The organism is Pseudomonas sp. LAIL14HWK12:I10, from assembly GCF_900184205.1.
Taxonomy (GTDB): Bacteria; Pseudomonadota; Gammaproteobacteria; order Pseudomonadales; family Pseudomonadaceae; genus Aquipseudomonas; species Aquipseudomonas kermanshahensis.
Map to the genome: position 1 here is coordinate 464,303 of NZ_FXWU01000004.1, position 25,575 is coordinate 489,877.

The 25,575-nt window shown below is 62.8% G+C and carries 21 protein-coding genes; 16 read left to right on the forward strand and 5 right to left on the reverse strand.

Annotated elements, in window-relative coordinates:
• Nucleotides 1–129 precede the first annotated feature (129 nt).
• From QOS90_RS12300 to QOS90_RS12330, 7 genes are all read left to right on the forward strand, one after another.
• A complete protein-coding gene (locus tag QOS90_RS12300) occupies nt 130–1,722 on the forward strand; it encodes an ABC transporter substrate-binding protein (RefSeq protein ID WP_085272651.1) in 1,593 nt (530 codons plus the stop codon).
• A gap of 188 nt (nt 1,723–1,910) precedes the next feature.
• The gene (locus tag QOS90_RS12305; RefSeq protein WP_085272650.1) at nt 1,911–3,290 is read left to right on the forward strand and encodes an OprD family porin; all 1,380 of its coding nucleotides are present in this window, start codon (nt 1,911–1,913) and stop codon (nt 3,288–3,290) included.
• 84 nt (nt 3,291–3,374) lie between these two features.
• A complete protein-coding gene (locus QOS90_RS12310) occupies nt 3,375–4,970 on the forward strand; it encodes an ABC transporter substrate-binding protein (RefSeq protein ID WP_085272649.1) in 1,596 nt (531 codons plus the stop codon).
• Nucleotides 4,971–5,061: 91 nt separating this feature from the next.
• The gene (locus QOS90_RS12315; protein WP_016485006.1) at nt 5,062–6,072 is read left to right on the forward strand and encodes an ABC transporter permease subunit; all 1,011 of its coding nucleotides are present in this window, start codon (nt 5,062–5,064) and stop codon (nt 6,070–6,072) included.
• Between the two features lie 10 nt (nt 6,073–6,082).
• The gene (locus tag QOS90_RS12320) at nt 6,083–7,009 is read left to right on the forward strand and encodes an ABC transporter permease subunit (RefSeq protein WP_027595574.1); all 927 of its coding nucleotides are present in this window, start codon (nt 6,083–6,085) and stop codon (nt 7,007–7,009) included.
• Nucleotides 7,010–7,019: 10 nt separating this feature from the next.
• The gene (locus QOS90_RS12325; protein WP_027595573.1) at nt 7,020–7,988 is read left to right on the forward strand and encodes an ABC transporter ATP-binding protein; all 969 of its coding nucleotides are present in this window, start codon (nt 7,020–7,022) and stop codon (nt 7,986–7,988) included.
• Nucleotides 7,988–8,956 (forward strand): peptide ABC transporter ATP-binding protein, encoded by a 969-nt coding sequence (locus QOS90_RS12330; protein ID WP_027595572.1) that lies wholly within the window; start codon nt 7,988–7,990, stop codon nt 8,954–8,956. Before QOS90_RS12325 ends, QOS90_RS12330 begins: the two co-directional genes overlap by 1 nt.
• Nucleotides 8,957–9,166: 210 nt before the next feature.
• Here QOS90_RS12330 and QOS90_RS12335 read toward each other — a convergent pair whose 3' ends face one another.
• Entirely contained in the window at nt 9,167–10,057 is an 891-nt protein-coding gene (locus QOS90_RS12335) for a hypothetical protein (RefSeq protein ID WP_027595571.1), read from the reverse strand.
• 232 nt (nt 10,058–10,289) lie between these two features.
• Here QOS90_RS12335 and QOS90_RS12340 point away from each other — a divergent pair, with 232 nt between their 5' ends.
• The 4 genes from QOS90_RS12340 (at nt 10,290) to QOS90_RS12355 (ending at nt 14,076) form a co-directional block, all read left to right on the forward strand.
• A complete protein-coding gene (locus tag QOS90_RS12340; RefSeq protein ID WP_085272648.1) occupies nt 10,290–11,099 on the forward strand; it encodes an AraC family transcriptional regulator in 810 nt (269 codons plus the stop codon).
• A gap of 64 nt (nt 11,100–11,163) precedes the next feature.
• Entirely contained in the window at nt 11,164–12,570 is a 1,407-nt protein-coding gene (locus tag QOS90_RS12345; RefSeq protein ID WP_027595569.1) for an NAD(P)/FAD-dependent oxidoreductase, read from the forward strand.
• 32 nt (nt 12,571–12,602) lie between these two features.
• A complete protein-coding gene (locus tag QOS90_RS12350; protein WP_085272647.1) occupies nt 12,603–12,944 on the forward strand; it encodes a cupin domain-containing protein in 342 nt (113 codons plus the stop codon).
• Nucleotides 12,945–12,996: 52 nt separating this feature from the next.
• Nucleotides 12,997–14,076 carry a polyamine ABC transporter substrate-binding protein gene (locus QOS90_RS12355; protein WP_085272646.1) on the forward strand — a complete coding sequence of 360 codons (1,080 nt, stop codon included), beginning with the start codon at nt 12,997–12,999 and terminating at the stop codon, nt 14,074–14,076.
• Between the two features lie 132 nt (nt 14,077–14,208).
• Here QOS90_RS12355 and QOS90_RS12360 read toward each other — a convergent pair whose 3' ends face one another.
• Nucleotides 14,209–15,792, reverse strand: coding sequence for a peptide chain release factor 3 (locus QOS90_RS12360; RefSeq protein WP_027595568.1), 1,584 nt, complete (start codon nt 15,790–15,792; stop codon nt 14,209–14,211).
• 546 nt (nt 15,793–16,338) lie between these two features.
• Here QOS90_RS12360 and QOS90_RS12365 point away from each other — a divergent pair.
• Genes QOS90_RS12365 through QOS90_RS12380 form a run of 4 tightly spaced genes read left to right on the forward strand, consistent with a single transcriptional unit; the run spans nt 16,339 to nt 19,781 of the window.
• The gene (locus tag QOS90_RS12365) at nt 16,339–17,052 is read left to right on the forward strand and encodes an ABC transporter permease (protein ID WP_027595567.1); all 714 of its coding nucleotides are present in this window, start codon (nt 16,339–16,341) and stop codon (nt 17,050–17,052) included.
• Between the two features lie 13 nt (nt 17,053–17,065).
• Nucleotides 17,066–17,977, forward strand: a complete 912-nt coding sequence (locus QOS90_RS12370) for a glycine betaine ABC transporter substrate-binding protein (RefSeq protein ID WP_085272645.1) — start codon at nt 17,066–17,068, stop codon at nt 17,975–17,977.
• Nucleotides 17,974–18,627 carry an ABC transporter permease gene (locus QOS90_RS12375; protein WP_008090677.1) on the forward strand — a complete coding sequence of 218 codons (654 nt, stop codon included), beginning with the start codon at nt 17,974–17,976 and terminating at the stop codon, nt 18,625–18,627. The genes QOS90_RS12370 and QOS90_RS12375 overlap by 4 nt, the downstream gene beginning before the upstream one ends.
• Nucleotides 18,624–19,781 (forward strand): osmoprotectant ABC transporter ATP-binding protein OsmV, encoded by a 1,158-nt coding sequence (locus QOS90_RS12380; protein WP_027595565.1) that lies wholly within the window; start codon nt 18,624–18,626, stop codon nt 19,779–19,781. Before QOS90_RS12375 ends, QOS90_RS12380 begins: the two co-directional genes overlap by 4 nt.
• Before the next feature lie 96 nt (nt 19,782–19,877).
• On the opposite strand, the gene QOS90_RS12385 is transcribed toward QOS90_RS12380, so the two are convergent.
• From QOS90_RS12385 to QOS90_RS12395, 3 genes are all read right to left on the reverse strand, one after another.
• Nucleotides 19,878–22,307 (reverse strand): TonB-dependent siderophore receptor, encoded by a 2,430-nt coding sequence (locus tag QOS90_RS12385; protein WP_085272644.1) that lies wholly within the window; start codon nt 22,305–22,307, stop codon nt 19,878–19,880.
• A gap of 108 nt (nt 22,308–22,415) precedes the next feature.
• Nucleotides 22,416–23,378 (reverse strand): FecR family protein, encoded by a 963-nt coding sequence (locus QOS90_RS12390; RefSeq protein WP_085272643.1) that lies wholly within the window; start codon nt 23,376–23,378, stop codon nt 22,416–22,418.
• 17 nt (nt 23,379–23,395) lie between these two features.
• Complete coding sequence (locus QOS90_RS12395; RefSeq protein ID WP_085272642.1) at nt 23,396–23,878, reverse strand: sigma-70 family RNA polymerase sigma factor; 483 nt, start codon at nt 23,876–23,878, stop codon at nt 23,396–23,398.
• Between the two features lie 505 nt (nt 23,879–24,383).
• On the opposite strand from QOS90_RS12395, the gene QOS90_RS12400 reads away from it, so the two are divergent.
• Entirely contained in the window at nt 24,384–25,547 is a 1,164-nt protein-coding gene (locus tag QOS90_RS12400) for a type III PLP-dependent enzyme (protein ID WP_027595561.1), read from the forward strand.
• Nucleotides 25,548–25,575: the final 28 nt, after the last annotated feature.

Sequence of the window (25,575 nt, forward strand, 5' to 3'; positions counted from 1 at the left end):
CGCGGCGGGTGCCTGCCCCACCACAGCCACCCCCCATCACGCCTGCCTGCTGCTACCCGCAGCGGTATAGGCAACCTGTTGCCGTCATTCGTACCCCGAGGCGGCGAAACAGACGAACAAGGACTTGCCATGCGCCATGCCACCGCCCTTTCGACCCTGCTCGCGCTGGGCCTGATGAGCCAATCCCCGGCCCTGCTCGCGAAAAACCTGGTGTTCTGCTCCGAAGGCAGCCCGGCGGGTTTCGACACCGCCCAGTACACCAGCGCCACCGACAACGACGCCGCCGAGCCGATCTACAACCGCCTGGTCGAATTCGAACGCGGCGGCACCGCCGTGCACCCGGCCCTGGCGACCAAATGGGACATTTCCGATGATGGCCTGCGCTACACCTTCCACCTGCGCGAGGGCGTGAAGTTCCACGCCAACAAGGCGTTTACCCCAGGCCGCGACTTCAATGCCGACGACGTGCTGTTCACCTTCAACCGCATGCTCGACAAGGGCCACCCGTTCCGGCTGGCCTACCCCACCGAGTTCCCCTACTTCGTCAGCATGGGCCTGGACAAGAACATCGCCCGCATCGAGAAGGCCGGCCCGCTGACCGTGGTGTTCACCCTGAACAAGGTCGACGCCGCGTTCATCCAGAACCTTGCCATGAGCTTCGCGTCCATCCTGTCTGCCGAATACGCCGAGCAGTTGATGACCCGCGGGCGCCCCAGCGACATCAACCAACAGCCCATCGGCACCGGGCCGTTCGTGTTCCAGCGCTACCAGAAGGACGCGCAGATCCGCTTCAAGGGCAACAAGGACTATTGGGCACCGGATGAGGTGAAGATCGACAACCTGGTGTTCTCGATCAATACCGACCCTTCGGTGCGCATCCAGAAGCTGCGCCGCAACGAATGCCAGGTCACCTTGCACCCACGGCCGGCCGACCTGCCGGCGCTCAAGGCCGACAAGACACTCGAGGTGCTGCAACGGCCCGGCTTCAACCTCGGCTACATCGCCTACAACACCCAGCACCCGCCCTTCGACCGCCTGGAAGTGCGCCAGGCCATGGACATGGCAGTCAACAAGCAGGCGATCCTGCAGGCGGTGTATCAGGACTCCGGGCAACTGGCAGTGAACGCCATGCCGCCCACCCAATGGTCCTACGACGACAGCCTCAAGGACGCCCCCTTCGACCCAGCAAAAGCCAAGCAACTGCTCAAGCAGGCCGGGGTCAAGGACGGCACCGAAGTCACCCTATGGGCCATGCCGGTGCAGCGCCCGTACAACCCCAACGCCAAGCTCATGGCCGAGATGCTCCAGGCCGACTGGAACAAGCTGGGCTTCAAGGTGCGCATCGTCAGCTACGAATGGGGCGAGTACCTCAAGCGCATGAAAAGCGGCGAGCACGACATCGCCCTGATTGGCTGGACCGGCGACAACGGCGACCCCGACAACTGGCTCGGCACCCTCTACAACTGCGACGCCATCGGCAGCAACAACTACTCCCTGTGGTGCGACCCGCAGTACGACAGCCTGGTCAAGCAGGCCAAGCAGGTGACCGACCGCGAACAGCGCACCGCCCTCTACCGCCAGGCCCAGCAGCGGCTCAAGCAACAGGTGCCGATTACCCCGGTGGCCCATTCCACGGTGAACCAGCCGATCAGTGTCAAGGTTTCCGACTTCAAGGTCAGCCCCTTTGGCCGCAATGATTTTTCCGGTGTGAGTGTTGATTGATTTTTCAACCTGCACCGGCCTCTTCGCGGGTAAACCCGCTCCCACAGGTTCCCCACGAAGCGGCCAGTGCAGGCAACACCTCTCCCCCTGATTAGCCCGGCAACCCCAGGCAAACCTGGCAACACCGCAGCAAAAAATCCGGCTCACAAGGCCGGTAATAACTAGAAAAAGGAAAGGGAGCTTTCACCTTGAGAATATTCACCTCAACCGCACTGGCCTTAACCATCGGCAGCTTTTGCTCCGTGGTCGAAGCCGACCCTCAGAGCCAGGACTACGTCCCGCTCACCCTCAAGACCGGCAGCGAACAGGAACAAGCCACTGGCTTCATCGACGGCCAGAGCCTGTCTGGCTCTACCCGCAACTGGTACGCCCGCGAGCGCGCCGCCCGCGGGCCGCTGTGGAAGTACTACAAAAGCGACGGCACCCGCCACGACACCCACAGCCGCGAGAACTGGCTGCAAGGCACCATCCTCAACTACAGCTCGGGCTTTACCCAAGGCACCGTGGGCTTTGCCGTTGAAGCGGCCGGCTACAACGCCGTTGCCCTGCTACAGGACCGCGAGGCCATCGCCGGCCCCAACAACCGGACGCTGACCCACAGCGACGGCGACCCCATTGGCCAGTGGAGCAAACTGGGCCTGGGCAACATCAAAGCCCGTGTGTCCAACACCACACTCACCGTCGGCCGCCAGTCGGTGGACACGCCGATGATCGCTTACATCGGCAACCGCGCCCTGCCTTCGAGCTTCCAAGGTGCCTTTCTGCACAGTGCCGAATTCGACAACCTCTCGTTCGACCTGGGCACCTTCGACCGCGTCTCGCCGCGCACCGAGCAAAGCCTCAGCAAGTTCCGCAGCGAGTACGGCGCCGCTGGCGTCGAGACCGACCGCGCCAGCACCACCGGGGTCAACTACCAGCCGTTCAAGAGCCTGACCACCAGCCTGTACGCCACCAAGGTCGACGACTTCTGGAACCAGTACTACTTCGGCGCCAACCACGTGCTGGGTGACAGCGCCGTACTCAGCCTGAGCACCGGTCTGAACTACTACAAGACCGTGGACGAAGGCAGCAAGAAGATGGGTGAGATCGACAACGACACCTACAGCCTATCGCTTGGCCTGACCCACCAGGCCCACACCCTTTCGGCAGCCTGGCAGCAGGTCAACGGCAACGAGTACTTCGACTACCTGCACGAAACCAACGGCATCTACCTGGCCAACTCGCTGCTCTCGGACTTCAACGGCCCCAACGAGAAATCCCTGCAGATTTCCTATGTGCTGAACATGGCGCCCTACGGCGTGCCGGGCCTGAAGTTCAACCTGTACAACGCCCGCGGCTGGGGCATCGACGGCACCCACTACCGCGGCACCGCCTATGACGTGAAGGGGATGGACGGCGAGACCCACTACGAGTGGGGCATCGGCACCAGCTACGCGGTGCAGAGCGGCCCGCTGAAAGACACCAGCATCCGCGCCACCTACACCGCACACCGCGCCAGCAAAGCTCAGGCCGATGGCAGCCTGGACGAGTTCCGCGTGGTGACCACCATTCCGTTCAACATCCTCTGACCCATGACGCCACGGCCTGCTTCGCCCACTGAAAAAAACAGGCCGTGGCGGCTACGCTGGAATCAAAGCTTGCAGGGAGTATTCATGAAATCGCTACCGCTCCGCGCTGCCCTGGCAGCGCTCATCCTGGGCAGCGCCGCGCCGCTTGCGGCCAAGCCGCTGGTGGTGTGTACCGAAGCCAGCCCCGAGGGCTTCGATGTCGTCCAGTACACCACGGCCGTGACGTTCGATGCCTCGTCCGAAACCCTGTTCAACCGCCTGGTCGATTTCACCCCCGGGACGACCGACATCCAGCCGGCACTGGCGGAACGCTGGGACATCTCCGCTGATGGCCTGACGTACACCTTCCACCTGCGCCAGGGGGTGAAGTTCCACACCACCGACTACTTCACGCCCACCCGCGACTTCAATGCCGACGACGTGCTGTGGAGCCTGCGCCGCCAACTGGACCCACAACACCCCTGGCACGACAAGACCAGCGTCGGCTACCCGTATTTCGAAAGCATGGCCTTTGGCAAATTGCTCAAGTCGGTGGACAAGACTGACGACCACACCGTGGTGATCACCCTCACCCGCCCGGAAGCACCGTTTCTACGTGACATGGCCATGGGTTTCACCTCGATCTACTCCGCCGAATACGGCGACCAGTTGCTGAAGGCCGGCAAGACAGGCGACCTCAACAGCAAGCCGATCGGCACCGGCCCGTTCATCTTCCAGCGCTACAGCAAGGACGCCCAGGTCCGCTACAAGGCCAACCCAGACTACTTCCGTGGCAAGCCACCGGCCGATGCCCTGGTCTTTGCCATCGCCAGCGACAGCAACGTCCGCCTGCAGAAGCTACGCGCCAACGAATGCCAGGTAGCGCTATACCCCAAGCCCGAGGACGTGCCGTCGATCAAGGCTGACCCTAAGCTCAAGATCGCCAACACCGAAGCACTGGTTACCGGCTACATCGCCATGAACACCGAGCACAAATACCTCAGCGATGTGCGGGTGCGCAAAGCCATCGACATGGCCTTCGACCGCCAGACCCACGTCGATCAGCTGTTCGGCAAAGGCAACGCCCTGGTCGCTATCAACCCTTACCCGCCGTCAATGATCGGCTTCAACCACGACAACAAAAACCCGCCCCGCGACCTCGACAAGGCACGTGCGCTGCTCAAGGAGGCCGGTGTGCCGGAAGGTACGGTCATCACCCTGTTCACCCGCAACGGCGGCGGCCCGACCAACCCCAACCCGCGGCTGTCGGCCGAGATGTTGCAATCAGACCTGGCCAAGGTCGGCATCAAGCTCGACATCCGCGTCATGGAGTGGGCCGAGATGCTGCGCCGGGCAAAAAAAGGCGAAGCCGACCTGGTGTCCACCGGCTGGGCCAGCGACAACGGCGACCCAGACAATTTCCTCACCCCGCTGCTCAGTTGCGAGGCGGCGAAAAATGGCGAGAACTACGCGCGCTGGTGCAACTCGAAATTCCAAGCGTTGATCACCCAAGCTCGCGAGGTGATCGATAACGACGCGCGTGCAAGGCTCTATAGCGAGGCATTGAAGGTGTACGATGACGACCAGCCCTGGATCAACATGGCCCACCCGAAGGTGTTTACCGCCATGCGTGACAACGTGGAGGGTTACGTGATCAACCCTCTGACCAACAACAACTTCGCCACCACCCGGGTGAAGTAGAAAAACAACGACCGCCGGCAGCCCACACGGGGACCGGCGGCACTGCCGTGGCGTGCTGACTGCCGCCTGGCCTGAAGAGGTAACCCCGACAATGTTGAGTTTTATTGCCCGGCGCCTGGGCCTGCTGATCCCGACCTTCTTCGGTATCACCTTGCTCACCTTCGCGCTCATACGCCTGATCCCCGGCGACCCGGTGGAAGTGATGATGGGCGAGCGCAGGGTCGACCCCGAAATGCACGCCCAGGCCATGGAGCGCCTGGGCCTGAACAAGCCACTGCCGGTCCAGTACCTGGACTATGTGGGCAAGCTCGCCCAGGGTGACCTGGGCGAATCGCTGCGTACCCGCGAGAGCGTGTGGACCGAATTCCTCACCCTGTTCCCCGCCACCTTGGAGCTGGCCTTCGCCGCCCTGCTGTTCGCCGGCATCGTCGGCCTGCTGGCCGGGGTGATCGCGGCACTGAAGCGGGGCTCGCTGTTCGATCACGGGGTGATGGGCATCTCGCTCGCTGGCTACTCCATGCCGATTTTCTGGTGGGGCCTGATCCTGATCATGTTCTTCTCGGTCAGCCTGGGCTGGACGCCGGTGTCCGGGCGCATCGACCTGCTCTACGACATCGAGCCGAAAACCGGTTTCATGCTGATCGACACCCTGCTCAGTGACGAAGAAGGCGCGTTCAAGGATGCGGTGATGCACCTGATCCTGCCGGCCATCGTACTGGGCACCATTCCGCTGGCGGTGATCGCCCGCATGACCCGCTCGTCCATGCTCGAAGTACTGCGCGAAGACTACATCCGCACTGCCCGCGCCAAGGGCCTGTCGCCCGCCCGCGTGGTGTTCGTGCACGGCCTGCGTAACGCGCTGATCCCGGTGCTCACCGTGTTCGGCCTGCAAGTCGGCACACTGCTGGCCGGCGCCGTGCTCACCGAAACCATCTTTTCCTGGCCGGGCATCGGCAAATGGCTGATCGAAGCCATCGGTGCCCGTGACTACCCCGTGGTCCAGAACGGCATCCTGTTGATCGCCTGCCTGGTGATTCTGGTCAACTTCGTCGTGGACATCCTCTACGGCCTGGCCAACCCACGCATCCGTCATCAGCGCTGAGGCCTTCGCCATGACTAGCCCGATTGCAAAATCCGTCGCACCGGCCAGCCCGGTGGACCAAAGCCTGCTCTACCCCTCGCCGTACAAGGAATTCTGGCACGCCTTCTCGCGCAACAAAGGCGCGGTGATGGGCCTGGCCTTCATGTGCCTGGTGGTGTTCTGCGCCCTGTTCGCCCCTTGGGTCGCCCCGCATGACCCGAGCGAGCAGTACCGCGACTTCCTGCTGACCCCGCCGGTGTGGCTCGAAGGCGGTACCTGGCAGTTCATCCTCGGCACCGACGAACTGGGCCGCGACCTGCTGTCGCGCTTGATCCAGGGCGCCCGGCTGTCATTGCTGATCGGCCTGTCGTCGGTGGTGATGTCGCTGATCCCAGGGATTCTGCTGGGCCTGCTGGCCGGCTTCTTCCCGCACTTCCTCGGCCCCTCGATCATGCGCCTGATGGACGTGATGCTGGCCCTGCCCTCGCTGCTGCTGGCCGTGGCCATCGTCGCCATCCTCGGCCCTGGCCTGATCAACACCGTGATCGCCATCGCCATTGTCTCGCTGCCTGCCTATGTGCGCCTGACCCGCGCCGCGGTAATGGGCGAACTCAACCGCGACTACGTCACCGCCGCCCGCCTGGCCGGTGCCAGCTTGCCGCGGCTGATGTTCGTCACCGTGCTGCCCAACTGCATGGCGCCGTTGATCGTGCAGGCTACCTTGAGTTTCTCCTCGGCGATCCTCGACGCCGCGGCCCTAGGCTTCCTCGGCCTGGGCGTGCAACCGCCCACCCCCGAGTGGGGCACCATGCTGGCTTCGGCCCGCGACTACATCGAGCGGGCCTGGTGGGTGGTGAGCCTGCCGGGGGTGACCATTCTGCTCAGCGTGCTGGCAATCAACCTGATGGGCGACGGACTGCGCGATGCGCTGGACCCGAAACTCAAGAACGCCGCCTGAGGAGAACGCCATGTCACTGTTGCAGATCAACAACCTCAATGTGCGCTTCGGCGACGCCCATGCAGTACCGGTGGTGGATGGCCTGGACCTGGCCGTGGATGCCGGTGAGATCCTGGCCATCGTCGGCGAGTCCGGCTCGGGCAAATCCGTCACCATGATGGCCCTGATGGGCCTGATCGACGCCCCCGGGCGCATCACCGCCGATACCATGACGTTCAACGGCACCGACATGCTCAAGCTCAGCGGCCGCCAGCGGCGCAAGGTGGTGGGCAAGGACATCGCCATGGTCTTCCAGGACCCGATGACCGCGCTCAACCCGAGCTTCACCGTGGGCTATCAGATCGAAGAAGTGCTGCGCCAGCACCTGGGCCTGAAGGGCAAGGCTGCGCGCCAGCGGGCCCTGGAACTGTTGAAAAAAGTCGAGATCCCGGCCGCGGAAAGCCGCCTGGACGCGTATCCGCACCAGCTGTCTGGCGGCATGAGCCAGCGCGTGGCGATCGCCATGGCGATTGCCGGCGAACCCAAGCTGCTGATCGCCGACGAACCTACCACCGCCCTCGATGTGACCATCCAGGCGCAGATCATGGAGCTGCTGGTCAACCTGCAGAAAGAGCGCAACATGGCGCTCATTCTCATTACCCATGACCTGGCCGTGGTGGCTGAAACCGCCCGGCGCGTGTGTGTGATGTACGCCGGGCAAGCGGTAGAAGTGGGCCAGGTGCCCGAGCTGTTCGACGTCCCCGCCCACCCCTACAGCGAAGCCCTGCTGGCGGCGATCCCCGAGCACAGCCTGGGCGCCGAGCGCCTGGCCACCCTGCCCGGCATCGTCCCTGGCCGTTACGACCGGCCGCAAGGTTGCCTGCTGTCGCCGCGCTGCCCGTACGTGCAGGACAACTGCCGGCAACAGCGTCCGCCCCTCGCCCCCCAGGCACACAGCCTGGTGCGTTGCTTCTACCCGCTGAACCAGGAGGTGGCGTGATGGCCGTCGTACTTACTGCCCGCGAGTTGACTCGCCACTACGAAGTGTCCCGCGGCCTGTTCAAGGGCCACGCCCTGGTGCGTGCGCTCAATGGCGTATCGTTCGAACTGGAGGCCGGCAAGACCCTGGCTGTGGTCGGTGAATCCGGCTGTGGCAAATCGACCCTGGCCCGCGCCCTGACCTTGATCGAAGAGCCCTCCTCCGGCTCGTTACAGATCGCCGGCACCGAGGTCACAGGCGCCAGCAAGGCCGAGCGCAAGCAATTGCGCCGCGATGTGCAGATGGTCTTCCAAAGCCCGTATGCCTCGCTGAATCCGCGCCAGAAGATCGGCGACCAATTGGCCGAGCCTTTGCTGATCAACACCTCGCTGAGCAAAGCCGAGCGGCGCGAGAAAGTGCAGAAGATGATGGAGCAGGTCGGCCTGCGACCCGAGCACTACCAGCGCTACCCGCACATGTTCTCGGGGGGGCAGCGCCAACGTATCGCCCTGGCCCGGGCCATGATGCTGCAGCCCAAGGTGCTGGTGGCGGACGAGCCAACCTCTGCACTCGACGTGTCGATCCAGGCACAGGTGCTGAACCTGTTCATGGACCTGCAGAAGGAATTCAACACCGCTTACGTATTCATCTCGCACAACCTGGCGGTGGTGCGGCATGTGGCGGATCAGGTGTTGGTGATGTACCTGGGGCGGCCGGCGGAGATGGGGCCGAAAGCGGATATCTACGAGAAGCCGCTGCACCCTTATACCCAGGCATTGCTGTCGGCAACACCGGCGATTCATCCAGACCCGTTGAAACCCAAGATTCGCATTGCCGGGGAATTACCCAACCCGTTGAACCCGCCGGATGGCTGTGCGTTTCACAAGCGTTGCCCGTATGCGACGGAGCGGTGTGGGAAGGAAGTGCCTGCGTTTCGGCAGGTTGGGACCCGGCAGGTCGCCTGTCATTATGCCGAGCAATTTCTCTAGTTCGGTGTGACATTCATCGCCGGCAAGCCGGCTCCCACAAGTACGGCGCAGGCTTCAAACCTGCGCCGTATCTGTGGGAGCCGGCTTGCCGGCGATGGGCCGCAAAGCGGCCCCACGTTCTCAATGCATGAATATCGCGATCAGGATGATCACCGGAATCGGTACCCCAAGCATCCACAGCAGTAATGAGCGCATGTTGTTTCTCCTTCCTTAACGTTGAATGCTTCGATGGGTCGTGTAGCCCACGCCTTCCCCTTCCAGCCACAGCACGCGATCACGCTGACGGCCACCGAACAACGCAGCCAGGCTGGCAAAGAACGCACCGCAGAGCAGCGCAACAAAGGTCCACAGCGCCGTCCAGGCCGCCACTTTGGCCGCCGTATCAGCCGCCTGTTTTGCCTGCACCTTGGCCTGCTGCACTTGGGCGTACACTTCATCCACCCGTGCTTCGGCTTCCGCCTGGCTCAAGCGGGTACGCTGGGCCACCAATTGCGCGAGATACGCGCGGTCACCTTCAGCCAGCGTGCCACCCTGCGCGATGGACTTGGCCAGGATGCGCGCCGCTACGCCGTTGGCAGCATCGTCGCTGACCGCTGCTGGGCCATCGCTACGGAACAGGCTGTCGACGAAGTAACCATTGGCATCAGGCTTGGGCGCCATGCTCGCAGCCGCCCCAACCGCCGTCGCCCCGGCCTGCACGCCCGCACCGGCCAAACCACCGACGGTGCCAACGATCAGCATGGCCGCAACCAGCGTGGCCACTGCCCAGGCGAGGAAGCCATGGGCCGTGTCGCGGAAATACACTTCATCGCCATGCAGATTGGCCCACTTCACCCGCAGCCGGCCGGCGATATAGCCGCCCAGGCCTGAAGCGAGAATCTGCGTCAACAACAACCAAATAATCGCCGACACGCCCAAGGTCTGGGCACTGGCACCTTCATCTGCCCAGGGCGAAGTGGCGGCAAAGCCAAGCCCCGCACCGAGCACCACAAGGATCAAAGACAGCGCGGCAGCAGCAGCGGCACCCGCGAAGATGGCCGCCCAGGACACGCCTGAACGATTCTGGGAATCGACATACGGATATTCGGCAGAGGGGATCATGGTTTTTCGCCTTTATTGTGAGCATCGGGACCAGTCGCGTGATGATCGGTGCAGAGGCCGTGCCACATGTGTCAAAAAATGACTTTCAAGCGAATCAACGGGTTAGCTCAAACACGTTTCCTGGAGTCGTGCAAAACACCCGGTTTGCTCGTACAGGCTCAGGGTTTATGCAATGTCTTCTGGCCGCGCCCACTGGCTTGCCTACCGCCACTGCCCCCGGCACTATTTACCAATGCGTTCTACCCCCCCTGCCGACGGCCCCGAACAGACGCCCATCACCGCCGAAACTGTGATGCGCTATCACCTGTGCTGGAAGCACCGCGACCTCGACGGCGTCATTGCGCTGTATCACCCAGACGTGCGGTACCACGACTTCTTCCAGAACCGCGTGCTCGGCTTCAACGACCTGCGCGACTACGTGCGCGCCAGCCTGCCACGTGAGGCGGGTGAAGATATCATCCACAGCGACCGCATCCGCGTCGATGGCTGCACAGCTTTCATCCAGTATCAAGTCACCGTGCAAGGCGGCGAAGGCCTGGTCGCGTTCCAGTCCAGCGAGGCCATCACCGTCAAGGATGGCCTGATCTGGCGGGTCAACGAATACGCCACGCTGGTGCGACAACAGGGTAAGGGCCTGACCAACGCCGGCCCGCGACCGGCCACCAGCCGCCTCGGGCTTTCGCCGCGCCAGCTGTCGACCATGGCCCAGGACCTTGAGCACTACTTTCAGCGTCAACGCCCCTACCTCGACCCGGAACTGGACCTGCAACAGGTCGCCGATGCCAGTGGCTACAGCCGCAACCAGATCTCCTACCTGCTCAACCAGGTGCTGGGCCAAAGCTTCTACCGCTACGTCAACCAGGCGCGCCTGCAGCACCTGATGGCCAGCCTGGACGACAATACTGCCCATGCTCCGATCGACGACCTGGCATTCAGCGCGGGCTTCAATTCGCTGTCGGCGTTCTACAAGTGCTTCCGGGAAAACACCGGACTCACGCCCAAGGCTTACCTCAAGCAAATTTCTCTGCGTGCACGCACGTAAGACAGCCGCTGGCTGACAGCACTAGGATCGCCCACAGACCTTGACCGATGTGGAGCCGAACCCGATGCAACCCCTGCGCACGCTCAGCCTGTGGATGGACCAGCTCGACGAGCCGCTGTGCGCGCGCCCGGCACTGCGCGATGACCTCGACGTTGACGTGTGCATCATCGGCGCCGGTTATACCGGCCTGTGGACCGCGTACTACCTCAAGCGCCAGGCGCCACAGCTGAACATCGCGGTGATCGAGGCCAACATCGCCGGCTTCGGCGCATCGGGGCGCAATGGCGGCTGGCTGATGGGCAACCTGCTCGGCGAGGACCGCCTGCTGGCCAGCCTGTCGCCGCAACAACGCCGCGCCAGCATCGACCTGCTGCACGGCATTCCCGATGAAGTGCACGCCGTGCTGCAACGCGAAGCCATCGACTGCGATTACCGCAAGGGCGGCGTGCTGTATTGCGCTGCCCGCTACCCAGAGCAGGAGCGCAGCCTGCGCGCCTACCTGGACGACCTCTATCGCCAGGGCATGACAGAAGATGACTACCGCTGGCTGCGCCCCGAGCAGCTGGACGCCCAGTTGCGGGTCAGTAACGCCTACGGTGCGATCTACAGCCCGCACACCGCAACGATCCAGCCGGCCAAGCTGGCGCGCAGCCTGGCCCGGGCGGTAGAAAACCTCGGCGTGCCGATTTACGAGAACACCCCTGCCATCGACTGGCAGCCGGGTGAAGTGCGTACCCCGCTGGCACGCATCCGCTGCCAGTGGACGGTGCCCGCTGTGGAAGGTTACGCCGCCAGCCTGCCACCGCTGGGCAAGCATCAACTGCCAGTGCAGAGCCTGCTGGTGGCCACCGAGCCACTGCCGGAGTCGACCTGGGAACAGATCGGCCTGAGCCAGGGCCAGGCGTTCAGCGAAAGCAGCCGCCAGGTCACCTATGGCCAGCGCACGGCCGACAATCGCCTGGTGTTCGGCGCCCGCGGCGGTTACCGCTTCGGTGGCCGGCTACGCGAAGACTTCACCCTGAGCGATGCCGAAGTTGACCTGCGCCGCTACCTATTCAGCGAGCTGTTCCCCCAGCTCAAGCATGTGCGCATCACCCATTCCTGGGGCGGCAACCTGGGCATGGCCCGGCGCTTCCGCCCGCACATGCTGTGCGACCGCCAACGCGGTCTTGCCCTGGCCGGTGGCTATGGCGGCGAAGGCGTCGGTGCCACCAACCTCGGCGGGCGCACCCTGGCTGCGCTGATCCTCAACCAGCACAACGCACTGACCGCACAACCCTGGGTGCTCGACAACCGTCCGCTGTCGAGCCTGGCCACCTGGCCGGCCGAGCCCTGCCGCTGGCTGGGCTACAACGCGATCATCCAAAGCTTCGTGCACGAGGACCGAACCCTCGCCAACCCCGCCAGCGCGCCTTGGAGGCGGCGCCTGGCCAGCTCGCTCGCAGACTTCATGGAAGGCTTCATGCAGTGACTTCCCTTTCACCTACACAGGATCCACCGGTCATGAGCATCACCCAGTTCAAACACACCGACAGCGCCGTCCTCGACAGCTCCAACCCCGTAGCAGTCCCGCTCGGCGACCCCGTCGCGGTCACCTCGGTCACCTGCGTGGAACGCAGCGATGGCGTCGAAACCGGCATCTGGGAGTGCACCCCGGGGCGCTGGCGGCGGCAGATCGTGCAACAGGAGTTCTGCCACTTCATCAAGGGCCGCTGCACCTTCACCCCCGACGGTGGCGAGACCCTCTCCATAGAAGCCGGAGACGCACTGATGCTACCGGCCAACAGCACGGGCACCTGGGACATTCAGGAAACCGTGCGCAAGACCTACGTTCTGATTTTCTGATCCGCTGATCGCCTGCCTTCGATAACAACAGACAAAGCAAGGTAAACCCGACATGCGCACCTTCCTTCTCGCACCCCTGATGCTGGCCGCCAGCGTGGCCAGCGCCGCCGACACGGTGAAAATCTACAACTGGTCCAGCTACGTTGCCCCTGACACCCTGAAAAACTTCCAGCAAGCCACGGGCATCGTGCCGACCTACGACGTGTACGACAGCAACGAAACCCTCGACGGCAAGTTGATGACCGGCAACTCCGGCTACGACGTGGTGTTCCCCTCCAACCACTTCATGGCCAGGCAGATCCAGGGCAAGGCCTTGAAGCCGCTGGACAAGTCGCAGTTGCCCAACTGGCACAACCTCAACCCGGTACTGCTCAAGGCGCTTGAGGTCAATGACCCGGGCAACCAGTACGGTTTTCCGTACCTGTGGGGCAGTACCGGTATTGGCTATAACATCGACAAGGTCAAGGCGGTACTTGGCGAAAACGCGCCAGTGGACTCGTGGGACCTGATCTTTAAGCCTGAGTACATGAGCAAGCTGAAAAGCTGTGGTGTCGCGGTGCTGGACAACGGCCCCGAGCTGCTGCCAATCGCCCTTCACTACCTGGGCTTGGCGCATCACAGCCAGGATCCGAAGGACTACGAGAAGGCCAAGGACCTGTTGATGAAGGTGCGGCCGTACATCAGCTACTTCCATTCTTCCAAATACACGGGCGACCTGGCGAATGGCGATATCTGCGTGGTGGTGGGCTTCTCGGGTGACGTGCTGCAGGCGAAAAACCGTGCGGATGAAGCGAACAATGGTGTGAAGGTGGGGTATTCAATCCCGAAGGAAGGTGCGCCAATGTGGTTCGACATGGTCGCCATGCCAGCCGATGCACCGGATGAGAAGGCTGGGTATGCCTACATGAATTACTTGTTGCAGCCAGACGTGATGGCCAACATCAGCAACCATGTGCAGTACGCAAACGGCAACCTCAAAGCCGACGGGCTGGTGGACCCGGCGATGAAGGGCAATACGATGATTTACCCCAGCGACGAGCTGATGGGCAAACTGTATGCGCTGGAGGCGATGCCGGCCAAGATCGACCGCATCCGGACGCGAATCTGGACCAGTATCAAGGCAGGCAACTGAATGCGGCCGTAACGTGGTCACTGTGGGAGCGGCGGTTCGCCGCTGCGATTCACCCGCGAATGCGTCGGTGACTTCAACATCGCATTCGCGGGTAAACCCGCTCCCACAGGGTCAGTTAGCAAGCTCTCGAAATCAGTGGTGTTCGCGGGTAGCGCGGAACTTGACGTCCGGCCAGCGCTCTTCCATCAGCGACAGGTTGACCCGGGTCGGCGCCAGGTAGGTCAGGTGACCGCCACCGTCGATGGCCAGGTTCTCCATGGCCTTGGTCTGGAATTCCTCGAGCTTCTTCTTGTCGTCACAGCTGATCCAGCGCGCGGACCACACAGTGATCGGCTCGTAGGCGCACTCGACCTTGTACTCTTCCTTCAGGCGGCTGGCGACCACGTCGAACTGCAGCACACCGACCGCACCGAGGATGATGTCGTTGCTGCGCTCGGGGAAGAACACCTGGGTCGCGCCCTCTTCGGCCAATTGCTGCAGGCCCTGACGCAACTGCTTGGATTTGAGCGGGTCTTTCAGGCGCACACGGCGGAACAGCTCTGGAGCGAAGTGCGGAATACCGGTGAAGCCCAGCGCCTCGCCTTCGGTGAAGGTGTCGCCGATCTGGATGGTGCCATGGTTGTGCAGGCCGATGATGTCGCCAGCAAAGGCTTCTTCCAACTGCTCGCGCTCGGAAGAGAAGAAGGTCAGCGCGTCACCGATGCGCAGGTCCTTGCCGGTACGCACGTGGCGCATTTTCATGCCCTTCTCGTACTTGCCCGAGCAGATGCGCATGAAAGCGATACGGTCGCGGTGTTTCGGGTCCATGTTCGCCTGGATCTTGAACACGAAGCCTGTGAACTTCTCTTCCACCGGCTCCACGGTACGCTCGTGGGCCACACGGGCCAGCGGGCGCGGCGCCCAGTCGACAACGGCGTCGAGCACATGGTCGACACCGAAGTTGCCCAGTGCGGTACCGAAGAACACCGGCGTCAGCTGGCCATTGATGAACTCGTCCTGGTCGAATTCATGGCAAGCGCCCTGAACCAGCTCAAGCTGCTCGAGGAAGCGATCATATTCGTCACCCAGGTGCGCACGGGCTTCATCGGAATCGAGCTTCTCGATGATCTTGACCTCGGTACGCTCATGGCCGTGGCCCGGGGTGTAGACGATGATGTAGTCGCCGGCCAGGTGGTACACGCCCTTGAAATCGCGGTAGCAGCCGATCGGCCAGGTGATCGGCGCGGCCTTGATCTTCAGAACGGCTTCGATCTCGTCGAGCAGTTCGATCGGGTCGCGGATGTCACGGTCGAGTTTGTTGATGAAGCTGACGATGGGCGTGTCGCGCAGGCGGCAGACGTCCATCAGGGCGATGGTCCGCGGCTCTACACCTTTACCGCCGTCGAGCACCATCAGCGCCGAGTCCACTGCGGTCAGGGTGCGGTAGGTGTCTTCCGAGAAGTCTTCGTGGCCGGGGGTGTCGAGCAGGTTGATCATGTGCTCGCGGTACGGGAACTGCATCACCGAGGTGGTGATCGAGATGCCGCGCTGCTTCTCCATTTCCATCCAGTCGGAGGTGGCGTGGCGGTCGGACTTGCGCGACTTCACGGTACCGGCGACGGCAATGGCCTTGCCCATCAGCAGGAGCTTCTCGGTGATGGTGGTCTTACCGGCGTCGGGGTGGGAAATAATGGCGAAAGTGCGGCGCTTCGCGACTTCGGCGGCCTGGTTGGTCATGGGAAATCGCCTGACTGGGGGATTCAAAAAGGGGCGATATCATACCTGAAGTTGGGCCTGGACCAAAACTGGAGGAATGAGTGGTGCCTGTGCCGGCCTATTCGCGGGTAAACCCGCTCCCACAGGGACCGTACAAGGCTCAACCCTGTGGGAGCGGGTTTACCCGCGAATAGGCCGGCACAGCCAATACAAATTCAGAAGGCACACGCTTTATCACGACAAAAGGCTACAGGCCAGTTATTTCAACGCCTTCAGCGCGTTAAGTCGCTGTTTTTTCTCGCCATATTTCATATCCACCAGTGATTAACACTGGCCAAATGCCGCCTCAGATGGGAACCTTTACGCCCTCGGAGACGTCCACTCCCCTGCAACCCGCTTCGGTTGGGGACTGGTTTCATCAGCTTTTTCGGGCCCGACGGGGTTCGGCTCATGGCCTGATCGCAGCCTTCGGTTGCTTCACGCTGCTACTCGCGAACACACCACTCGCTGCCAGGTATGGCCGGCCAAAAAAAGAGTGTGCTCGCCGACAACACAAGGAGTCCGCCTGTGGCTACACGCTACGGAAAAGGGCTGTTGGGATGCGCCACCGTGCTCGTCATCCTGGCCCTGCTGATCCACTGGATCGGCATCGACACGATCGCGCGTTACCGCGACGATCTTGGGTTCTACCTGCAAGCGCACCTGATACTGGTGCTGGCTTCGATGGCGGCGGCGTTGGCCGTGGGCATCCCCGCTGGCATTGCGCTTAGTCGACCGCACCGGGTCGACAAAGCCGAGCGCTTCATGCAGTTCTTCAACGTTGGCAACACCATCCCCCCGCTGGCCGTTCTGGCCATCGCGCTCAGTATCCTGGGCATCGGCGCCGGGCCCGCGATCTTCGCGCTGTTCCTCGCCTCCCTCCTGCCCATCGTGCGCAACACTTACGAAGGCCTGAAAAACGTCCCCGCCTCGCTCAAAGAAGCCGCCACCGGCATCGGCATGACCCCGCGCCAGCAACTGTGGCAGGTGGAACTGCCCAATGCCGTGCCAATCATCGTCGGCGGTGTGCGTGTAGCCCTGGCGCTGAACGTGGGCACCGCACCCCTGGCATTCCTGATTGGCGCCAATAGCCTGGGCAGCCTGATTTTCCCTGGCATTGCCCTGAACAACCAGCCGCAGCTGCTGCTGGGCGCCGCATGTACGGCGCTGCTGGCATTGCTGCTCGACGCCCTGGTGAGCTTCTCCAGCAAGCGCTGGCTGGAACGTGGCCTGGCCCAATAAGACGAGGGAACGTATGAAGAAGAGAATCGCCTTGCTGCTCGGCGCAGCCCTGCTGTTTGCAGGTGTTGCCCAGGCAGCGGACAAACCGCTGGTGCGTATCGGTGCGCGGGTGTTCACCGAACAGACCGTGCTTGCCGAAATCACCGCCCAATACCTGCGCGCCAACGGCTTCGATGTGCGCGTGACCACCGGCCTTGGCAGCAGCATTGCACGCCAGGCGCAGGAAACCGGCCAGCTCGACCTGATGTGGGAGTACACCGGTGTGTCGTTGGTGTCGTACAACCACATCGATGAACGCATGCCAAACGCCGAAGCCACTTACGCCAAGGTCAAGGCGCTTGATGCGAAAAAAGACCTGATCTGGCTGACCCCGTCGAAATTCAGCAACACCTATGCCCTTGGCCTGCCTAAAGAGGTCGCCGAGGCCTACCCGCAGGTGAATACGATCAGCGACCTCAACCAGGTGCTACGTGACGAAAGCAAACGCAACCACCTGGTAGCCCTGGACACCGAGTTCGCCAATCGCCCGGACGGCCTGATCGGCCTCAAAGCCATGTACGACCTGCAAGTCGGCAGGGCCAACATCCGCCAGATGGACGCGGGGCTGGTTTACACCGCCATGCACAACAACCAGGTGTTCGCCGGGCTGGTCTACACCACCGACGGGCGCCTGAACGCGTTCGACCTGAAGTTGCTCGAAGACGACAAGCACTACTTCCCTGACTACACCGCCGCGCCTGTCGTGCGCAAAGCCGTGCTCGACGCCAACCCGCAACTGGCCGCCTTGCTCAAACCGCTGGCCGAGCAGCTCGACGACGACACCATGCGTCAGCTCAACGCCAAGGTCGACGTCGAACACCAGAACCCGACCGCCGTGGCCGCAGCCTTCCTGCGTGAACACCCCTTGAAGGAGGTACAGCCATGAGCCTGCTCGACACCTTCGCCCACCTCGATTGGGCCCAGGTCCTGCAATTGACCTGGCAGCACATCATGTTGGTCGGCATTGCCGTCAGCCTGGCCATCCTCGTCGGCGTGCCACTGGGCATCCTGATGACTCGCTTCCCGGCCGTCGCCGGCCCCCTGCAAGCCAGTGCCACGGTGCTGCTGACCATCCCCTCGATCGCCCTGTTCGGCCTGCTGCTGCCGTTCTACTCCAAGTTCGGCCAGGGCCTCGGCCCGCTGCCGGCGATCACCGCCGTGTTCCTTTATTCACTGCTGCCGATTCTGCGCAACACCTACCTGGCGCTGACCAACGTCGAGCCCGGCATCCGTGAAGCCGCGCGCGGCATCGGCATGACCTTCGGCCAGCGCTTGCGCATGGTCGAGCTGCCCATCGCGGTGCCGGTGATCCTGGCCGGCGTACGCACCGCCGTGGTGATGAACATCGGCGTGATGACCATTGCCGCGACCATCGGTGCTGGCGGCCTGGGCGTGCTCATCCTCACCTCCATCAGCCGCAGCGACATGTCGATGCTGCTGGTCGGCGCCGTATTGGTCAGCCTGCTGGCGATCATCGCCGACCTGCTGCTGCAAACCCTGCAACGTGCCCTGACTCCAGAAGGACTGCGCTCATGATCGAACTCAAGAACCTCAGCAAAACCTTCAACGTCAACGGCAAGGACGTCAAAGCCGTCGACGCGGTCAACCTCACCGTCAACGAGGGCGAAATCTGCGTATTCCTCGGCCCCTCGGGCTGCGGCAAGAGCACCACGCTGAAGATGATCAACCGCCTGATCACGCCCACCTCGGGCCAAGTGTTCATCAATGGCGAAGACACCAGCGCGCTGGACGAAGTGACCCTGCGCCGGCGCATCGGCTACGTGATCCAGCAGATCGGCCTGTTCCCCAACATGACCATCGAAGAGAACATCACCGTGGTCCCGCGCCTGCTGGGTTGGGACAAGCAGAAGTGCCACGACCGCGCCCGCGAGCTGATGCACATGATCAAGCTCGAACCCAAGCAGTACCTGCAGCGCTACCCACGCGAGCTGTCCGGCGGCCAGCAGCAGCGTATTGGCGTGATCCGCGCCCTGGCGGCCGAGGCCCCGGTGTTGTTGATGGACGAGCCGTTCGGCGCGGTCGACCCGATCAACCGCGAGATGATCCAGAACGAGTTCTTCGAGATGCAGCGGGCGCTGAACAAGACCGTGATCATGGTCAGCCACGACATCGACGAAGCGATCAAGCTGGGCGACAAGATCGCCATCTTCCGTGCCGGCAAGCTGTTGCAGCTGGACCACCCGGACACCCTGCTGGCGCACCCGGTGGATGATTTTGTCAGCAACTTCGTCGGCCAGGACAGCACATTGAAACGCCTGTTGCTGGTGCGCGCCGAGGATGCGGCAGACAACGCACCGTCGGTAAGCCCGGAGACGCCAGTGAGCGATGCGCTGGAGCTGCTGGACGAGCACGACCGCCGCTATGTGGTAGTGACCGATGCGCAGAACAAGGCGATGGGCTATGTGCGCCGGCGCGACATGCACCGCCAGCAAGGGACCTGTGGCGACTTCCTGCGCCAATTCAACGCCACGGCGTCGCACGATGAGCACTTGCGCATCCTGCTGTCGCGGATGTACGAGTTCAATCGGGCGTGGTTGCCGGTGCTGGATGCCGAGCAGGTGTTTTTGGGCGAGGTGACGCAGGAGTCGATTGCGGCTTACTTGAGCTCGGGGCGTTCGCGGGGGGCGAAGACTTCGATCGTGTCGCCGGCTGAGGCGGTGGTCTCCTGAAGAAATGAGTTGGCCTCTTCGCGGGTAAACCCGCTCCCACAGGTCCTGCGTAATTCCTGTGGGAGCGGGTTTACCCGCGAAGCAGGCGACGCTACATCAGAACCCTACACTGGCCTGCACATAGAACGTCCGCGGCTCACCCACATAAATCCCCGCATTGTTATCGCTGGAGCGGGTGAAGTACTGCTTGTCGAACAGGTTTTTCACCCCCGCCGCCAGCGTCAGGTTGGACAGCTTCGGCCCGAAGTCGTACCCACCGCGGGCATGCCAGGTCACGTAGCCCGGAATGTCGCCATACTGCCCATCGGCGCTCGGCTCGGTGATGTAGTCGCCATTGAAGCTGCCATCGGCATTGATACCGGTACCCGGCGCGCGCTGCTTGGATTGGGCGTAGGCGTCCAGGTTCCAGGTCCAGTGGTTGACCGCGTAACGCACGCCGGCAGTGGCCACCTGGCGTGAATAGAACGGCAGATCACGGCCCTTGAAGCCAGGAATCTCCCCCTCGTAAGTCGCGCGGGTATAGGTATAGCCGCCATTGACCGACAGCCCCTCCAGCCGTGCATCCAGCCCGGCCAGGTCATAGCGCACCGACGCCTCGATCCCTTGGTGCTTGGTGGCGCCCAGGTTGGTCCAGCCGACATCGTTGCTGATGTACTGCAGCTCGTCATCGAAGTCGATGTAGAACGCTGTCAGCTCACCAGCGAAGCCGCCATTGTCATAACGCGTACCCACCTCGTAGGTCTTGGCCTTTTCCGGCTCCAGGCCATTGGCCGTGCTGTTGCCGGTGCCGCCTTGGCCCAGCTGGAAGTACTGCAGGCTGCCGAACGAGGTCTCGTAGTTGGCGAACACCTTCCAGGCATCGGAGAGGTGGTACATCACACTCAGCGCCGGCAGCGGCTCGTTGCTGGTGATGCTGCGCTTTTTCTCCGCCACCGGGCGGTTGTTGGCGTCCAGCACCGGGCGGTCGCGCCAGTCGGTGTTGATGTGCTCGAAACGCACGCCCGGGGTGATGGTCCAGTTGCCGACGTCGATCTTGTCATCGATGTAGTAGGCGCTGGCTTCGGTGCCGCCGCTGCGGTCCTGGAACACGTGGCCATCGGAGGTCGGGGTCGACGTCGGTACGTTGTCGATCAGCGCCAGGCGGGTCGACTGCTCGCGCATGGCTTCTTTCAGGTAGCGATAGCCAACACTGACTTCCTGGGTGGTCGGGCCGGCGAAGAAGATCCGCGACACCCGCGGCTCGATGGCGAAGGTGTGGTAGTTGCGTGGGTACGAGGACAGGGTCTTCATGTCACGCGAGGCGATGGCACTGCCGCGAAAACTGTCGGTGTAGTAGGTCAGCACTTCGAACTGGGTGGCGTCGTCGAGCTGGCGCTGCCACTTGAACGACACGTCTTTGCGCCGGCCGGCAAAGTAGTCGTAGTCACGCAGCGACTGGTACGGGTTGCTGTCGTACTGAGCTTGGGTCAAGCCACCGGGCATGTCGGCACGGCCATCGTAGTAGTGGAAGTTGAGCCAGAACTCGTCGACGTCGGTCGGCGCCCAGTGGGTCTTGAGGATGACGTCGTCGATGTCGTTGCCGTTGTTGCTCTCGCGGTAGCCGTTGCCGTTCACCCCGGTGTACAACAGCGCAACGCCCATGCCGTTGTCGGCGGTGCCGCCGACGAAGGCCGATTCGGTGTGCTTCCAGCCGCCGTGCTGCGAGGTTTCCAGGGTGGTGGAAAGTTGCGCCGAGGCCTGCTCCGGGATTGCCCGGGTGACGAAGTTGATCACCCCACCGACGTTCTGCGGGCCATAGCGCACAGAGCCGGCACCGCGCACCACGTCGATGCTGTCGAGGTTGCCCGAAGAGATCGGCGCCATCGACAACTGCGGCTGGCCATAGGGGGCGAAGGCAGCCGGGATGCCATCGATCAACACGGTCGAGCGTGGTGACAAACGCGAGGTCAGGCCGCGCACGCCAACGTTCAGGGACAGGTCGCTGCCACCGGTGCCGTTGGAGTCCTGCACCTGTACGCCGGGGATCCCGCGCAGCACGTCGCGCACGTTCATCGCGCCCTTCTCCACCATAGCCTCACGCCGCACCACGGTGCGCGCGCCTGGGTGGTTCTGGACCACGGCCTGGTCAGCATCGCCCAACCAGTCGCCGACAACCTTGATGTCGGTGGGCGCCAGCTCCAGGCTACCGCTGCCCAGGTCGAGCGTGGTGGGCAGTGGCTTGACCACCACGGTGTCCTGCGACACCTCGAACGTCAGCCCGCTGCCTTGCAGCAACTGTTGCAGCGCCTGCACCGGCGCCAGGTTGCCGGACACTGCCGGGGCCTGTTTACCGGCCACGAGTTCCGGGCTGTAGAACAGCTGCAGGTTGGTTTGCTGGCCCAACTGGCTTAGCGCCGAAGCCAGCGGTTGCGCCTGGATCTGAATGGCAGTGTCGGCCTGCTCGGCCTGGCTGTTGACGGCCACGGCACTGACCGCAAGGGCCAGCGCCAGGGCGCGCACGCGTGGGAAAGGCTTGTTGTTGTTCACGTCGTCAAGACATCCTGAAGTTCGGGATAAACGCCAACCGCATGCAAATGGAAATGCTTGGCAGTTGCAGCTGGCGAGGAAGACGAACGGGCTGAAAAAAACCTGAATCTATTTCGCGATTATTTCGCGAGAACCGTCTTCATGGGCTTTGATGGCCACCGGCAGAATGCTCGGCAAGGCGCGCAGCAAGGCATCGGTGTCGTCGCTGCTGAAGGTGCTGGACAGGCGCAACTGCGCCACCTTGCCGGGGGCAACGCGCAGCGGCTCAGTGCGGTAGCGCGACACTTCGGCCACCACCTCGGCCAGGGTGGCGTTGTCGAACACCAGCTTGCCCTGGCGCCAGGCGGTAAGCGCGGCGGCATTGACCGCGAAGGGAGGCGTCACCTTGCCTTGTGCATCTATATGCGCGCCCAGGCCGGCCGTCAGTTGCGCCTGCGAGGCATCCTTGCCCTGCACACGCACCGAACCCTGCTCCACCGCCACGCGGGTGGCGGCCGGGTCCAGGCGCACATCGAAGCGGGTGCCGGTGACGGTCACGCTGCCTTGGGCGGTATCGACCACAAACGGCCGGCTGCTGTCGTGTGCCACGATGAACATGGCTTCGCCGGCATTCAGCTGGATGTGCCGACGCCCGGCGCTGAAATCGACCTGCAGTTGCGTGCCGCCGTTCAGCGTCAGTTGCGACCCATCCGGCAACTCGACCTGCCGACGTTCGGCAAAGGCGGTCTGCAGCTGGCCCTGGTGGTTGAGGCGTTGGTACTGCCAGCCACTCCAGGCCACCCCCAGGGCAACCACCGCCACCCCGGCCGCCAATGCCTGGCGTACCAGGCGCCGGCGTGGCAGTTGATGCACGGGCTCTGGTTGGCACAGCGCCTCGAGGCGCTGGCGTGGAATGAAGTCGGCGGCGCGCCACAGGCTGGCAAGCTGCTCGAATTCATCGCGATGGCGCGGGTCCGCTGCCAGCCAGGTGTGTAAGCGCGCCTGCAGCTCGGCATCCCGCGGCGCGTCCTGCACGCGGGCGAACCATTCGGCCGCCTGCTCGCGGACGGTGTCGGTGCCGTGCTGTTTCATCGAGGTCTCCTGACTCATCATCCCGACACATCCAGGTGTTCACGCAGGTGTCGGAGCGTGCGGATCATATACTTTTCGACCATGTTCTTGCTCAAGCCCATGCGCTGGGCGATCTCGGCCTGGGTCAGGCCTTCGAGCTTCTGCCAGATGAACACCCGACGGCAGTTGAGGGGCAATTCGGCCAGCGCCCGTTCGACGCTGTCGGCCAGCTCCAGGGCGTGCACGTAGGCTTCGGGGTCGCCGCTGCTGCTTGTGCTGGTTTCATCGAACACTTCCAGCGCCTGGCGCCGGTCCTCGCGGCGAAAACCATCCACGGCAATGTTGCGCGCCGTCTGGTGCAGGTAAGCGCGTGGCTGCTCGACCTGCTCGCGGGGGTTCTCCAGAACCCTGACGAAGGCATCGTGCGTGAGGTCCTCGGCCTGCTGGCGACTGCGCAGCTTGCGCGTCCAGGTGCCGATCAGCTCATGGTAGTGGTCGAGGAAGCCTTTGTGTGCGGACACGGTGGGGGTCGTCAGGGAGGCAGACAAGGGTGCGAATAGTAATGTTTCTCATCAAAACCGGCAAATCCGCCAGTCGGTAACAAAAAATTTTTGCGGATTTCATGGACGGGTGTGCCAGTAAATCGTGGCCATAAATATGAACACCACCGGCCCCTTCGCGGGTAAACCCGCTCCCACAGGCATAGCGTAATCCCTGTGGGAGCGGGTTTACCCGCGAAAGGGACAATACGGTCTATTCCACAATTTTTTACGCTTGCGAACCCCAGGGGAACATCTGCCGGTCACATGAGTCGGTTATTCAAATGGCAGGTCGTCGATCCGCGACGAACACGCCCGGATTGCCTGTTGATCTTGCATTCTTCACGCCCTAAAGTGCGCGCCGAACGTCCATGCTGGAAACGATCCATCCGGCTCAAGTACTGAGTAGGCGAACCAAAGTGGGGATACGGAGGACGTTCAGTTTGCAGCCACTTATCTTTTCAGTTTGCCCATGGAGTCCCTGAGCATGTCGATCCAGGTCGAAGACTATTTCGCGCGTGACACCTTCCAGAAAATGAAGGCGTTCGCCGACAAGCAGGAAACCCCGTTCGTACTCATCGATACCCAGATGATCAGCCAGGCCTATGACGACCTGCGCGCCGGTTTCGAATTCGCCAAGGTCTACTACGCGGTCAAGGCCAACCCGGCGGTCGAGATCATCGACCTGCTCAAAGAAAAAGGTTCGAGCTTCGACATCGCCTCGATCTACGAGCTGGACAAAGTGATGGACCGTGGCGTCAGCGCCGACCGCATCAGCTACGGCAACACCATCAAGAAATCCAAGGACATCCGCTACTTCTACGAGAAGGGCGTGCGCCTGTATGCCACCGACTCGGAAGCCGACCTGCGCAACATCGCCAAGGCCGCACCGGGCTCCAAGGTTTACGTGCGTATCCTCACTGAAGGCTCGACCACTGCCGACTGGCCGCTGTCGCGCAAATTCGGCTGCCAGACCGACATGGCCATGGACCTGCTGATCCTCGCCCGCGACCTGGGCCTGGTGCCCTACGGCATCTCCTTCCACGTGGGCTCGCAGCAGCGCGACATCAGCGTCTGGGACGCTGCCATCGCCAAGGTCAAGGTGATCTTCGAGCGCCTGAAAGAAGAAGACGGCATCGAACTGAAGCTGATCAACATGGGTGGCGGCTTCCCGGCCAACTACATCACCCGTACCAACAGCCTCGAAACCTACGCCGAAGAGATCATCCGCTTCCTGAAGGAAGACTTCGGTGACGACCTGCCGGAAATCATCCTCGAGCCAGGCCGTTCGCTGATCGCCAACGCCGGCATCTTGGTCAGCGAAGTGGTGCTGGTGGCGCGCAAGTCGCGCACCGCGGTCGAGCGCTGGGTGTACACCGACGTGGGCAAGTTCTCCGGCCTGATCGAAACCATGGACGAGTCCATCAAGTTCCCGATCTGGACCGAGAAGAAAGGCGAGATGGAAGAAGTGGTCATCGCCGGCCCGACGTGCGACAGCGCCGACATCATGTACGAGCACTACAAGTACGGCCTGCCGCTGAACCTGGCGATCGGTGACCGCCTGTACTGGCTGTCGACCGGTGCCTACACCACCAGCTACAGCGCGGTGGAATTCAACGGCTTCCCGCCGCTGAAGGCCTACTACCTGTAATGAACAACGGGGCCGCAAGGCCCCGTTT

What these genes read in the sequence shown, in the direction of transcription:
- QOS90_RS12355 (WP_085272646.1), top strand. Translation starts at nt 12,997, where the DNA reads ATGCGCACCTTCCTTCTCGCACCCCTGATGCTGGCCGCCAGCGTGGCC.
- QOS90_RS12400 (WP_027595561.1), top strand. Translation starts at nt 24,384, where the DNA reads ATGTCGATCCAGGTCGAAGACTATTTCGCGCGTGACACCTTCCAGAAA.
- QOS90_RS12390 (WP_085272643.1), bottom strand. Translation starts at nt 23,378, where the DNA reads ATGAAACAGCACGGCACCGACACCGTCCGCGAGCAGGCGGCCGAATGG.
- QOS90_RS12320 (WP_027595574.1), top strand. Translation starts at nt 6,083, where the DNA reads ATGACTAGCCCGATTGCAAAATCCGTCGCACCGGCCAGCCCGGTGGAC.
- QOS90_RS12330 (WP_027595572.1), top strand. Translation starts at nt 7,988, where the DNA reads ATGGCCGTCGTACTTACTGCCCGCGAGTTGACTCGCCACTACGAAGTG.
- QOS90_RS12310 (WP_085272649.1), top strand. Translation starts at nt 3,375, where the DNA reads ATGAAATCGCTACCGCTCCGCGCTGCCCTGGCAGCGCTCATCCTGGGC.
- QOS90_RS12315 (WP_016485006.1), top strand. Translation starts at nt 5,062, where the DNA reads ATGTTGAGTTTTATTGCCCGGCGCCTGGGCCTGCTGATCCCGACCTTC.
- QOS90_RS12325 (WP_027595573.1), top strand. Translation starts at nt 7,020, where the DNA reads ATGTCACTGTTGCAGATCAACAACCTCAATGTGCGCTTCGGCGACGCC.
- QOS90_RS12340 (WP_085272648.1), top strand. Translation starts at nt 10,290, where the DNA reads ATGCGTTCTACCCCCCCTGCCGACGGCCCCGAACAGACGCCCATCACC.
- QOS90_RS12300 (WP_085272651.1), top strand. Translation starts at nt 130, where the DNA reads ATGCGCCATGCCACCGCCCTTTCGACCCTGCTCGCGCTGGGCCTGATG.
- QOS90_RS12370 (WP_085272645.1), top strand. Translation starts at nt 17,066, where the DNA reads ATGAAGAAGAGAATCGCCTTGCTGCTCGGCGCAGCCCTGCTGTTTGCA.
- QOS90_RS12380 (WP_027595565.1), top strand. Translation starts at nt 18,624, where the DNA reads ATGATCGAACTCAAGAACCTCAGCAAAACCTTCAACGTCAACGGCAAG.
- QOS90_RS12375 (WP_008090677.1), top strand. Translation starts at nt 17,974, where the DNA reads ATGAGCCTGCTCGACACCTTCGCCCACCTCGATTGGGCCCAGGTCCTG.
- QOS90_RS12335 (WP_027595571.1), bottom strand. Translation starts at nt 10,057, where the DNA reads ATGATCCCCTCTGCCGAATATCCGTATGTCGATTCCCAGAATCGTTCA.
- QOS90_RS12345 (WP_027595569.1), top strand. Translation starts at nt 11,164, where the DNA reads ATGCAACCCCTGCGCACGCTCAGCCTGTGGATGGACCAGCTCGACGAG.
- QOS90_RS12350 (WP_085272647.1), top strand. Translation starts at nt 12,603, where the DNA reads ATGAGCATCACCCAGTTCAAACACACCGACAGCGCCGTCCTCGACAGC.
- QOS90_RS12360 (WP_027595568.1), bottom strand. Translation starts at nt 15,792, where the DNA reads ATGACCAACCAGGCCGCCGAAGTCGCGAAGCGCCGCACTTTCGCCATT.